This is a genomic window from Streptomyces sp. F001 (genome assembly GCF_004187715.1).
GTDB classification, from domain to species: Bacteria; Actinomycetota; Actinomycetes; order Streptomycetales; family Streptomycetaceae; genus Streptomyces; species Streptomyces flavusporus.
The window spans coordinates 168752-180429 of the sequence record NZ_QZWF01000002.1; the positions used below are offsets into that span (position 1 = coordinate 168752).

At 71.5% G+C, this 11678-nt stretch carries 13 protein-coding genes; 7 read left to right on the top strand and 6 right to left on the bottom strand.

Features of this window, described 5'->3' with window-relative positions; translation table 11 throughout:
- The first annotated feature begins 5 nt into the window (after window positions 1-5).
- The 4 genes from StrepF001_RS08395 (at window position 6) to StrepF001_RS08410 (ending at window position 4074) form a co-directional block, all read left to right on the top strand.
- Window positions 6-887 (top strand): hypothetical protein, encoded by an 882-nt coding sequence (locus StrepF001_RS08395; RefSeq protein ID WP_129797667.1) that lies wholly within the window; start codon window positions 6-8, stop codon window positions 885-887.
- Between the two features lie 131 nt (window positions 888-1018).
- Window positions 1019-1390 (top strand): hypothetical protein, encoded by a 372-nt coding sequence (locus tag StrepF001_RS08400; RefSeq protein WP_129797668.1) that lies wholly within the window; start codon window positions 1019-1021, stop codon window positions 1388-1390.
- Window positions 1391-1477: 87 nt separating this feature from the next.
- Entirely contained in the window at window positions 1478-3493 is a 2016-nt protein-coding gene (locus StrepF001_RS08405; protein WP_129797669.1) for an NADPH-dependent 2,4-dienoyl-CoA reductase, read from the top strand.
- Window positions 3494-3522: 29 nt separating this feature from the next.
- On the top strand, window positions 3523-4074 hold the full coding sequence (locus StrepF001_RS08410) for a PadR family transcriptional regulator (RefSeq protein WP_129797670.1): 552 nt from the start codon (window positions 3523-3525) through the stop codon (window positions 4072-4074).
- A 24-nt stretch (window positions 4075-4098) separates the two neighbouring features.
- On the opposite strand, the gene StrepF001_RS08415 is transcribed toward StrepF001_RS08410, so the two are convergent.
- Window positions 4099-4632 (bottom strand): hypothetical protein, encoded by a 534-nt coding sequence (locus tag StrepF001_RS08415; protein WP_129797671.1) that lies wholly within the window; start codon window positions 4630-4632, stop codon window positions 4099-4101.
- Between the two features lie 165 nt (window positions 4633-4797).
- Complete coding sequence (locus tag StrepF001_RS08420) at window positions 4798-5781, bottom strand: fibronectin type III domain-containing protein (RefSeq protein WP_129797672.1); 984 nt, start codon at window positions 5779-5781, stop codon at window positions 4798-4800.
- Window positions 5782-6150: 369 nt separating this feature from the next.
- On the opposite strand from StrepF001_RS08420, the gene StrepF001_RS08425 reads away from it, so the two are divergent.
- A complete protein-coding gene (locus StrepF001_RS08425; RefSeq protein ID WP_129797673.1) occupies window positions 6151-6861 on the top strand; it encodes a glycoside hydrolase family 75 protein in 711 nt (236 codons plus the stop codon).
- Between the two features lie 7 nt (window positions 6862-6868).
- On the opposite strand, the gene StrepF001_RS08430 is transcribed toward StrepF001_RS08425, so the two are convergent.
- Complete coding sequence (locus StrepF001_RS08430) at window positions 6869-7630, bottom strand: glucose 1-dehydrogenase (RefSeq protein ID WP_129797674.1); 762 nt, start codon at window positions 7628-7630, stop codon at window positions 6869-6871.
- Between the two features lie 132 nt (window positions 7631-7762).
- Here StrepF001_RS08430 and StrepF001_RS08435 point away from each other — a divergent pair, with 132 nt between their 5' ends.
- The gene (locus StrepF001_RS08435; RefSeq protein WP_129797675.1) at window positions 7763-8401 is read left to right on the top strand and encodes a TetR/AcrR family transcriptional regulator; all 639 of its coding nucleotides are present in this window, start codon (window positions 7763-7765) and stop codon (window positions 8399-8401) included.
- Window positions 8402-8455: 54 nt separating this feature from the next.
- On the opposite strand, the gene StrepF001_RS08440 is transcribed toward StrepF001_RS08435, so the two are convergent.
- From StrepF001_RS08440 to dhaK, 3 genes are read right to left on the bottom strand one after another with little or no spacing between them, the layout of a single operon-like run.
- On the bottom strand, window positions 8456-8866 hold the full coding sequence (locus StrepF001_RS08440) for a PTS fructose transporter subunit IIA (protein WP_129797676.1): 411 nt from the start codon (window positions 8864-8866) through the stop codon (window positions 8456-8458).
- Entirely contained in the window at window positions 8859-9458 is a 600-nt protein-coding gene (gene dhaL / locus StrepF001_RS08445) for a dihydroxyacetone kinase subunit DhaL (RefSeq protein WP_129797677.1), read from the bottom strand. The genes StrepF001_RS08440 and dhaL overlap by 8 nt, the downstream gene beginning before the upstream one ends.
- Window positions 9459-9518: 60 nt before the next feature.
- Window positions 9519-10511 carry a dihydroxyacetone kinase subunit DhaK gene (dhaK, locus tag StrepF001_RS08450; RefSeq protein ID WP_129797678.1) on the bottom strand — a complete coding sequence of 331 codons (993 nt, stop codon included), beginning with the start codon at window positions 10509-10511 and terminating at the stop codon, window positions 9519-9521.
- Between the two features lie 464 nt (window positions 10512-10975).
- Here dhaK and StrepF001_RS08455 point away from each other — a divergent pair, with 464 nt between their 5' ends.
- Window positions 10976-11665 (top strand): DUF899 family protein, encoded by a 690-nt coding sequence (locus tag StrepF001_RS08455; protein ID WP_129797679.1) that lies wholly within the window; start codon window positions 10976-10978, stop codon window positions 11663-11665.
- The last annotated feature ends 13 nt before the right edge of the window (window positions 11666-11678 follow it).

Consider the following 11678-nt stretch of genomic DNA (forward strand, 5'->3'; position numbering starts at 1 on the left):
CGACCATGCCCCTGCGCACCCGGCAACGTTGTCATGCCGCCCTGACCGGCCTCGCCGCCTTCGCTCTCGCCACCGCCGCCGTCCTGTCCGCCGCCCCGTCCGCCACGGCCGCCGACACCTGGACCGAGGCCGGCTCCGACCGCGCCGATCCGCTGACCGAGAGCCAGGGTCTGACCTCCGTCGAGGTCCCGGCCGGAAGCCCCAACCGCTACACGGGAATCGGCACGATCCCCGCCGGTGTCGGCAGCCGCGGCTGGAACCACGTCGGCGACCCCGACGCCTCCTACGGGGGCTTCTACATCGAGCCGTACCAGCGGGACTCGGGCACCACGAAGATGTTCCGGGTGCAGGCCCCCGGCGGCACCTGGTCGGAGTACGTGCACACGCTCAGTGCCGGGGAGGCGCTGAACAACTCCTGGGTCGCCGTCTCACCGGGCGGACAGTGGATGCTCGCGGGCGAGTGGGGCACCATGAACCGTCTGCTGGTCTTCCCGACCCCGGGCGTCAACCCGGGCACCTCCCCGGCGGCGAACCTCCCGCAGGCCTCCACCGTCCACCTCGACCACGCCGTGCGTGACGTGCAGGGCTGCGACTTCGTGAGCGCCACTCGCCTGCTGTGCTCCTCGGACGACCCGGCCGGCACGCTCTTCGGCATGACCAAGCCGCTGCTCCAGATCGACCTGTCGGCCGAGCCGAACGGCACGGCCGACGTGACCGGCCATGTCACGGCCCTGCGGCAGCTCCCCTTGCGCAGCGGCTGCTCGGGCACGTTCGAGACGGAGGGCATCGACTACGACCGCCGCACCGGCACTCTGCGCGTGATCGTCCTGTCGCCGGGCTTCTGCATCCTGACGGACAGCGTGACGTACCGCTTCACGAAGAGCTGACCCGTCGGACCGAGCGACGCTCCTCTCGGGGCTGTGCGTCCCGGAATGTGGTGGTTTTCTTGGAGTGCGGCGCGGTGTCGCGGGGGAACTCGCTGCGGTACCGCAGCGCGGCCACGAGAGGAGCGATCAGGATGGACAGTGAGCGACTGCACCCGGAGTCCGTCTCGGTGGAGATCAGCGGATGCAGCAAGGAGGACGCCCGGATCGTGTTCGACACGCTGTGCGCGTGCTTCGCCTCGGACCGGTGCTCCGACGACGTGCCGCAGGAGTGGCACCAGACCCGGCCGACGGTGTGGCTGGGCACGTTCGACGTCGCCGAACCGCACGAGGGCGCCCGCCCGGCCGGCCGGCTCACGTCCTCCGTGGAGGCCGACGTGCAGGGTGGCTACTGGGCCATCGACCGCTTCCGCACCACCCTGAACGACCTGTTCACGGTGCGCGACCTCTGCACGGCCTCCGGCGACCAGGAGCGGGAACTGCACGTACGGCTGGAAAGCAGGTGACCTGGCTCTCCCTTGTTGTGCAACTAGTTGCATAAACCGTGCGCGGTGCTCTACAACTACGGGCACGACACCGCGCACGGAGGGGCCATGAGCCGTTACCCGCATCTGCTGAGCCCGCTCGACCTGGGCTTCACCACCCTGCCCAACCGCGTCCTGATGGGCTCCATGCACGTCGGCCTGGAGGAGGCCGAGCGCGGCTTCGAGCGCATGGCGGAGTTCTACGCCGCCCGGGCGCGCGGGGGAGTGGGCCTGATCGTCACCGGCGGTATCGCACCCAACGATGACGGACGGCCGTACGAGGGCGGCGCCAAGCTCACCACCGACGCGGAGGCCGAGCAGCATCGGGGCATCACCGAGGCCGTCCACCGCGAGGGCGGCCGGATCGCGATGCAGATCCTGCACTTCGGGCGGTACGCCTACCACCAGAACCTCGTCGCACCCAGCCCCGTACAGGCCCCGATCAGCCCCTTCCCGCCCCGTGAGCTCACCGACGACGACGTCGAGCGGACCATCGACGACTACGCCCGCGCCGCCCGCCTCGCCCGGCAGGCCGGCTACGACGGCGTCGAGATCATGGGCTCCGAGGGCTACCTCATCAACGAGTTCATCGCCGCGCAGACCAACCACCGCACCGACCGCTGGGGCGGCTCGTACGAGAACCGCATGCGCTTCCCGGTCGAGATCGTCCGGCGGGTGCGCGAGGCGGTCGGCGAGGACTTCATCGTCATCTACCGGCTGTCCATGCTGGACCTCGTGCCCGGCGGCTCCACCCTCGACGAGGTGATCACCCTCGCGAAGGCCGTCGAGGCCGCCGGAGCGACCATCATCAACACCGGCATCGGCTGGCACGAGGCACGGATCCCGACCATCGCCACCTCCGTGCCGCGCGGCGCGTACACCTGGGTCACCAAGCGGTTGATGGGCGAGGTGGCGGTCCCGCTCGTGACCACCAACCGCATCAACACCCCCGAGCTCGCCGAGGAGTTGCTCGCCGACGGCTGTGCCGACATGGTGTCGATGGCCCGCCCGATGCTCGCCGACCCCGACTTCGTCGCCAAGGCGGCGGCCGGCCGCCCCGAGGCCATCAACACCTGCATCGGCTGCAACCAGGCCTGCCTCGACCACACCTTCAGCGGGCAGATCACCTCCTGTCTGGTCAACCCGCGCGCCTGCCACGAGACCGAGCTGGTGCTCTCCCCGACCAGGCGGCGCAAGCGCGTGGCCGTCGTCGGCGCCGGCCCCGCCGGGCTCGCCTGTGCCGTGAGCGCGGCCGAACGCGGCCACGACGTCATGCTGTACGACGCGGGGAGCGAGATCGGCGGGCAGCTCAACGTCGCCCGCAGGGTCCCCGGCAAGCAGGAGTTCGACGAGACGCTGCGCTACTTCCGCCACCAGCTCGACGCGCACGGCGTGGCCGTACGGCTGAACACGCGGGTGACCTCCGACGATCTCGCCGAGTACGAGGAGGTCGTCGTCGCCACCGGCGTCACCCCGCGCACCCCGGACATCCCCGGCGTCGACCACCCGAGTGTCGTCGGCTACCTCGACGTGCTGCGCGACGGCGCCCCCGTCGGCGAGCGCGTCGCGATCCTCGGCGCGGGCGGCATCGGCTTCGACGTCGCCGAGTTCCTCACCGACGGCGGCGACAAGGCGCACGAGGACCCGGCGACGTACTTCCGCCACTGGGGCGTCGACATGACCTATGACGGGCCCGGCGGCCTCGCCGCCCCCGAGCGGCCCGCGCCGCCGCGCACCGTCCACCTGCTCCAGCGCAAGACCACCAAGGTCGGCGCGGGCCTGGGCAAGACCACCGGCTGGATCCACCGCACCGAGCTCAAGCACCGCGGCGTCAGCATGGTCCCGGGCGTGCGCTACGACCGCATCGACGACGCCGGTCTGCACATCACCGTCGGCGACACCAGCACCGTGCTGGAGGTCGACACCATCGTGCTGTGCACCGGTCAGGAGCCGCGGCGGGACCTCTACGAGGAGCTGCTCGCGGCAGGTCGCAGTGTGCACCTCATCGGCGGTGCCGACGTGGCCGCCGAACTGGACGCCAAGCGCGCCATCAAGCAGGGCACCGAGCTGGCGGCCACGCTGTAGGTCCCGGGGGCGTCCCTAGGATGACCCCCATGTCACTCCCGCACGCGATTCTCACCGCCCTGCTCGAAAAGCCGTCCTCGGGGCTGGAGCTGACCCGCCGGTTCGACAGGTCGATCGGCTACTTCTGGTCGGCGACGCATCAGCAGATCTATCGCGAGCTGGGAAAACTGGAGGCCGAAGGCCTGATCCGGGCCCTGCCGGCCGAGCAGCCGGTCCGCGGGCAGAAGAAGAGTTACGAGGTTCTGCCCGCGGGCCGCGCCGAACTGGCCCGCTGGACCGCCGCCGCGCAGGACCCCAAGCCGCACCGCGACACACTGCTGCTGCGGCTGCGCGCCGCGGCCATGGTCGGCACCGCAGGGCTGGAAGCCGATCTGCGCCGCCATCTCGACCTGCACCGGCAGCAGTTGGCCGAGTACGAGAAGATCGAGCAGCGCGACTTCCCGCCCGGCAAGGACAGCGCCCAGGATCGGCTCCAGCACCTCGTGCTGCGGGCGGGCATCGACCTGGAGACCTTCTGGACGCAATGGCTCGAGCACGCACTGGCGGAGTTCGCCGAACTGCCGGGCCGCGACGCGAAGTGAGCGCGGACGAGCCTCAGAGCCGGTTCAGAGCCGGTAGGGCTTCGAGCGGCGGCGCAGGAACCAGGCCGCTGCGATGACACCGGTGCCCACCAGCGCCCCGCCCGCCACCAAGGTGATGGTGCCGTAGTCCCTGGTCGAGCCGCCGACCCCGCCGACCACACCGCGCGACGGCGAGGACGTCGTCGAGATCGTGGGCGTGGAGCCGGAGGAGACGATGACGGACTGGGTGCCGGCGGTGTTGTTGTTCGAGCACATGACGATGACGGTGTACGTACCGGGGCTGACGTTCGACCAGGCCGCGGACTGCAGACCGCTCGAGCCCGACAGCGACACCTGGCGGCCCTCGGCGAAGGTCGCCTGGTTGCTGTTGAGGAGCGAGGCGGTGCCCCAGCTGCCGTTGATCTGGGTGCACGCGCTGGTCGTCACCGAGACCGTCGAGCCGGCCGTGCTCACCGAGATCCCGTTGACCGCGACGGCCGGTCCGGCGGCCAGGGCCAGTGGCAGTGCGGCGGCGGCTGCGGTCAGCCCGGAGCGGAGAAGTGGCTGAGAAGTAGGCATGGGACTGTCCTCCGGCGGCACGGTTGGCGGTACATCCCTTGCGCCGCCTGGGGTCGGGAAACGCCCGTGCTGCCTCAGTGGCAGCCAACGTGGCCCCGGCCCGCCCCGCATGCGGGCATCCCCCGTGCAGGTGACGTAATCCACCATCCGGCTCAGACGGGTGGCTCACGGCCTTGCGGCAGCGCCCGTCGTGACCGTCCGTTCCGCCGAGAAGCCGCCCCAGGTGCCGTCCGGGAGCCTGGCCCGGATTCGCACCCGATGGGTCACCCCGGTCTCCCGGCCCAGGTAGAAGCTGTACGTCGCCCGGTCGCGCGGCGCCGTCCCGCCCCAGACGAGGGAGGTGGCCGGACGGCCGTCGAGGTGGACCTGGTACTCCGTGATCACCCCGTCGGCCTCGGGCGGCACCCAGGACAGGTCGATGTGGTACGCCCCGTCGGCGCGCCGGGTCGTCGCCCGGAACCCGGTGGGCGCAGTGCCGCGCCCGTCGTCCGTGCCCGGTGCGGTGGTGAGCCGGACGACCCGGCTCGCGGACGAGACACGGCCGGCTGCGTCCCGCGCGCGCACGGTGAAGGAGTAGCGGGTGCCGGGTCTGAGCCCGGTCACCATGGTCGCGGTCTGCGCCCCGCTCACGCTGTGGATCTTCGTGGCGCCCTGATGGATGTCGTACGAGGCCACTCCACGATCGTCCGTCGAGGCGGCCCACGACAACTGGACGGCCCGGTTGCCGACGGCCCGTCCCTGCGCCGCGCCGGGCCGCGACGGGGCCGAGCGGTCGACCGGGCCGACGGCGGGTGTGGTGGCCCGGACCCCCCGGCTGGGCGGCCCGAGCCGCCCGTCCGTGTCGCGCGCCCGCACGGTGAAGACGTATGCCGTCGACGGGGTGAGGCGGGTGACGTCGGCCATGTGCGCGGAGCCGGGCACCTCCTTGACCTTGGTGGCGTTCCGGTACACCTCGTAGGCGCTGATGCCGGAGGACACCGCGTTCCACATCACATGGACGCTCGTCGCGCTCCCTGCCGTGGCGGTCACCCCCGTCGGCGCCCCGGGCAGCCTGCCGTCGTCGGCCGCTCCTGTGCCGCCCGCGCCGCAGGCGGAGACCAGCAGCAGCGTGCCGCAGACGAGGGCAGCGGGAACGGGGACGCGTCGCACCTCTGGGCCTCCGCTGACGGAGTGACGGCACTGGTCCGGACCAATATGGCGCGGCTGGTGCGATCACATCAAGAGGGCGGCGGGTGCCGGGCAGGCCGCGCGGTTACGTATGCTGAAGTTTCTCGCGGCTGAACTCTCCCTGAGGATCGGGGAGTTCATGCCGATGGCGCGGACCGCTGTCGTCGCTGATCCCGCGCCGGCACGGGCGGCCGGGCGGCCGGAGCCGACACCGGCTCGGGCGCCCGGCCCCTGGTGGACAGTTCGGGGCGCGCGCGCCATTTCCGGCCTCTTCGGGTGGCAGTGTGATCGCATCGGCAGCAGATTGGGGCCGAATGTCCCTCAGTGTCCCCCAGCAGAGAGTCTCTTATCGTGCGTGTCCAGCACTTCACGCTCGCCGCGGCAGGCGCCGCCCTGCTCGCCACGACCGTGTCCACCCCCGTCCATCCCGATCCGGACTTCGCCATACGGCACCAGCGGACGACCGTGCCGCACGAAGGCACCGTGACGGCCGCCGACCTGCTGGCCAAGGTGAGGGACTGCACCCCCGTTTCGAACGGCCGCTACCGCACCGACCGCGACACCGCGGCCACCGTCCCCGTCTGCGGCACACACGATGCCGTCTTCTGGAAGGCGGACATGGACATCGACTGCGACGGCCGCCCCGGCATCCACTGCAACAGCGCCACCGACCCGTACTTCCTCCCCAGTACGGCCTTCCAGCAGTCCGACGGACGCTACTTGGACGCCGAGCGCCTGCCCTACGTCGTCGTGCCCATGCCGAGCGACATCTGGAACTACCGCGACCACGGCGTACGCGGCGGATCGGTGGTCGCCGTCGTCTACCGCGACCAGGTGCAGTACGCGGTCGTCGGTGACACCGGGCCGGCCGACATCATCGGCGAGGCGTCGTACGCCACCGCCGCGGCGCTCGGTATCCCGCCCGACCCGCGGGCCGGCGGCACGGACTCCGGTGTCACCTACATCGTCTTCAAGGACTCCCAGGCCTCACCCATCGAGAGCCACGAGGCCGCAGTCTCGGAAGGGGAGCGGCTGGCGCGCCAGTTCGTCGGGGGATCCTGATCCGCCGTCAGACGGCCGACCAGCCGTCGTCGACGGGCAGGATCGCCCCGTTGATGTTGCTCGCCGCGTCCGAGGCGAGGAACACGATCGCGGCGGCCTGCTCCTCGGGCTGGGCCAGACGGCCGACGTTGACGAAGTGCGGGCCCAGAGCCGCGGGCCCGTGGGCGTCGGCCTCGGCCTCCACGACGATGCCGGTCTGCGTGCCGCCCGGCGCGATGGCGTTCGCCCGGATGCCCTGCTTGCGGTACATCACGGCGAGGGACTTCGTCAGGCCCACCACCCCGTGCTTGGACGCCGTGTACGCGGCACCCGCGGCGCTGCCCCGCAGACCGGCCTCGGAGGCGGTGTTGACGATCGCGCCCCGGCCGGCCGCGAGCATGTGCGGCAGCACAGCCCGGGTGAGCAGGAAGGGCGCGGTGAGGTTGACCCGTATGACCCGCTCCCACTCCGCGTCGCCGACGTCCGCGAGTGCCGACATCCGGTCCATGATCCCGGCGTTGTTCACCAGGACGTCCACCCCGCCGAAGCGCTCGACCGTGGTCTGCGCGACCCGGTCCACCACGGCCTGCTCGCTCAGGTCGCCCGTGACGGCGACGGCCGTGCCGCCCGCCTGCTCGATCTCCTTGACGGTGGTGTCCGCGCCCTCGGCGTCGAGGTCCGCCACCACGACCCGGGCCCCTTCCCCGGCGAAGGCCAGGGCGGCGGCGCGCCCGATGCCCGAGCCCGCTCCGGTGACGATGACGCTGCGGCCGTCCAGTCCAGTGGTCATGGGTGTGCTCCTAAGGGGTGAGGGGAGGGGCGCCGGGCCCGGTGCGGTCCACCGTACGACTTATTGTCTGTGAGTGACATAAAATCGTGGTGGAGAATTCCGGAGGACCGAACACCGGCGCCGGAGGAACAGATGACTGCAGCCCGCGGACGGACGGGCCGACCGCCCCTGACCGAGGAACGCAAGGCCGAGATCCGGCTGGAGATCGCCCGGGCGGCGGTCGATCTGTTCGTGCGTCAGGGGGTCACCGCGACCACCGGCGAGCAGATCGGGCAGGCCGTCGGCGTCTCGGCGCGAACCGTGTGGCGGTACTTCCCGAGCAAGGAGAACTGCGTACGTCCCCTGTTCTCGGCCGGCATCGACCTGATCGCCGCATGCCTGCGCGACTGGCGGCCCGGGCAGCCCCTCGTGGCGGCCCTGGAGCGGGCGTTCAGCACCGGGCAGGAACGGGTGACCGGGACCGAAGGCGCCACGCTGGGGGCGCTGGTACGCCTGACCCGGACGGAGCCGGGCCTGCGCGCGGTGTGGCTCCAGACCTACGATGAGGCCGAGCCGGCCTTCGCCCGCGCCCTCGCCGAACGGGCCGGGCTGCCCGCCGACGACCTGCGGCCGGCGATCCAGGCGGCGATGCTCAACGCCGCCCTGCGCGCCGCGGTCGAGCACCATGCCTGGCGCACCGCCGACGCGGCCACCGACCGCCGCACGGCGCAGACCGAGCTGGCCGGTGCCGTGCGCTCGGCTGTTGCGCTGGCGGCGGAGGGGATCACCTGACCGGCATGCCGGTCGATGGGGAGGAGGGAACTGGCCCCCCTGTGGGCGTGGGCGTCACACCTTCCGGTACGTGTACGCCTCCCCGGCCGCCGCCTCCACCGCGTCGAGGTCGGCTCCGGTGGCCGCTGTGACGACCGCGGCGATGGCACCCTCGACGAACGGCGCGTCCACCAGGCGGGCGCCGGTGGGGAGTTCGTCGCCCTCGGCGAGGAGCGCCTTCACGGTGAGGACGGCACTGCCGAGGTCGGCGAGGACGGCGACCCCGGCACCGCGGTCCACGGACGCGGCCGCGGCGGAGATCAGCTCCGCGCTGGTACCGAGCTCACCGCCCTCGGTGCCGCCGGCCGGGGCGACGGGCACCGCCGTGCCGCCGCCCGACAGCGCCTTCGCCAGCTCGGCAACGGACGCGGCCACCTGCGCGCTGTGCGACACCAGCACGATCCCGACCAGCTTCGCGTCACTCATCGGCGGCCTCCACGAGCCCCGCGATGAGCAGCGCCGACGAAGTGGCGCCCGGGTCCTGGTGCCCGATGCTCCGCTCGCCGAGATAGCTCGCCCGGCCCTTGCGGGCCTGCAACGGAGTCGTCGCCAGGGCGCCCTGCTCGGCGGCGGCCCGTGCCGCGCCGAAGGAGTCACCGAGCGCGTCCACCGCCGGCACCAGCGCATCGATCATCGTCTTGTCGCCGGGCGCGGCGCCACCGAGCTGCATCACCGCGTCCACGCCCGCCCGCAGCGCCTCGGCGAGCTGTTCCTCGCCGACCTCGGCCGCGTCCCCGAGCGCCTTGCCGGTCCGCCGCAGCAGCGTGCCGTACAGCGGCCCGGAGGCACCGCCGACCGTCGAGATGAGCTGCCGCCCGGCCAGCATCAGGATCGCGCCGGGCGTGTCCGGGGCCTCCTTCTCCAGCGTCGCGATCACTGCGGTGAACCCGCGCTGGAGATTGCTGCCGTGGTCGGCGTCCCCGATGGGGGAGTCGAGGGCCGTGAGCCGTTCCGCCTCGCGGTCCACGGATGCGGCGGTCGCCGTCATCCAACGGCGGAAGAAGTCGGCGTCGAGCACTGGATCTCCTTGCGTGGTAGGTACGGCGTGGTAGGTACGGTGATCGCCTGGACCGCCTCGTCACCCACCCCACCGCAGGCCCGGCGTCCGCACCGGCGCGTCCCACAGTCGCAGCAGTTCCTCGTCGATCTGGCAGAGGGTGACCGAGGCACCCGCCATGTCGAGGGAGGTGACGTAGTTGCCGACGAGGGTGCGGGCGACGGCGACCCCGCGCTCGGCCAGCACCCGCTGCACCTCGGCGTTGAAGCCGTACAGCTCCAGCAGCGGTGTCGCCCCCATGCCGTTGACCAGGACCAGGACGGGATTGCGCGGCGCGAGGTCCTCCAGGACGGCGTGCACCGCGAAGTCGGCGATCTCCCGCGAGGTCATCATCGCCCGCCGCTCCCGGCCGGGCTCCCCGTGGATGCCGATGCCCAGCTCCAGCTCGCCGGGCGGCAGATCGAAGGTGGGGGTGCCCTTCGCGGGTGTCGTGCACGCGCTCAGCGCCACGCCGAAGCTGCGGGAGGCCTCGTTGACCTGCCGGGCGATCGCCTCGACCCGCTCCAGCGGCTGGCCCTCCTCGGCGGCGGCCCCGGCGATCTTCTCCACGAACAGCGTCGCGCCCGTCCCGCGCCGCCCGGCCGTGTAGAGGCTGTCGGTGACCGCCACGTCGTCGTTGACCAGCACCTTGGCGACCTGGATGCCCTCGTCCTCGGCGAGCTCGGCCGCCATGTCGAAATTGAGCACGTCACCGGTGTAGTTCTTCACGACGAACAGCACCCCGGCCCCGCTGTCCACGGCCGCCGCCGCCCGCAGCATCTGGTCCGGCACCGGCGACGTGAAGACCTCCCCGGGGCAGGCCGCCGACAGCATGCCGGGCCCGACGAACCCGCCGTGCAGCGGCTCGTGCCCCGAGCCGCCACCGGAGACGAGCGCCACCTTCCCGGCGACGGGCGCGTCCCGCCGTACGATCACCCGGTTCTCCACGTCGACGGTCAGCTCGGGATGCGCCGCCGCCAGGCCCCGCAGTGCATCGGCGACGACGGTCTCCGGGACGTTGATGAGCATCTTCACGGGTGCCTCCTGGGGATCTTGGCAGTCGGACCCCGACCTGCGTTTTAGCTGGTCAGGGGGGTGACCTCAGTTGTTGATCTGGGCGGTTCCTGGCGCTCGGAAGCAGGTTCTGGCGATGGTGAGCCGACGTGGGCCGGCTGGGTGCCACTGTCCGCAGTATCGACCTTGCGGCAGCGAAGGTCACGTGTGCCCACCACGGGGGTGCAATCGCCGTACGCGCGTGGCGAGGCTGGTACCAGGGCGCCGAGGCTGCCGCGAGGGTCCCGGTCCGGTGCGCCGGTGAAGGGTGAGGGTGCGTCAGGTGCAGCGCTGCCCCGGGGCTGTCCTATGGATTTTGGTTGATCCATAGGAGTGCACGGACCAGGTCCGGGTCATTTCGCTGTCTGACAGCTCTGTGGTCGGTCATACGGTGGTGTGCCAGAGCAGATGGTGGCCACCAGACAGCAGCCAGGCCGGGAGTAGCGATGCGTCCAACCAATCTCACCGGCGAGTCGGCCGAATACGTCGGCGCCCGCGAGGAACTGCGGCAAGCCGAGATCGAGCTGATGCGCCATCGTGAACGCGTCGCCGACCTGCGTCGCCGGTTGCCACTGGGCCCGGTCGTCGATGACTACGAGTTCGAGGAGGGGCCTGCTGATCTGCAGGCTGGTGACGCGCCGGCGCAGACTGTGCGCCTGGGCGAACTGTTCACTCGGCCCGGGCGTGACCTGGTCGTCTACCACCTCATGTATGGCAAGAAGCAGACCGAGCCGTGCCCCATGTGCACGATGTGGTGCGACGGGTTCAACGGAGTGGCCCACCACATCGCGCAGAACGTCGACCTCGCGATCGTCGCCGCAGCCGACCTGTCCACGCTCCGCGCACACGCCCGAAACCGGAGGTGGACGAATCTGCGTCTGCTCAGCGCCGGGTCCAGCACCTTCAAATACGACCTGGGCAGCGAGGACGCCGAGGGCAACCAGGACTCGACGGTGTCGGTGTTCACCCGCGACGACAACGGGTCGGTGCGCCACTTCTACTCGGCGCACCCCCGGATGTCCGACGACATCGACCAGCGAGGCATCGACTTGCTCAGCCCGGTATGGCACATCCTCGACCTGACCCGCCAAGGCCGGGACAACTGGCTCGCCGCACTCGACTACCAGAGGCCGTAAGGTCCGGCATACG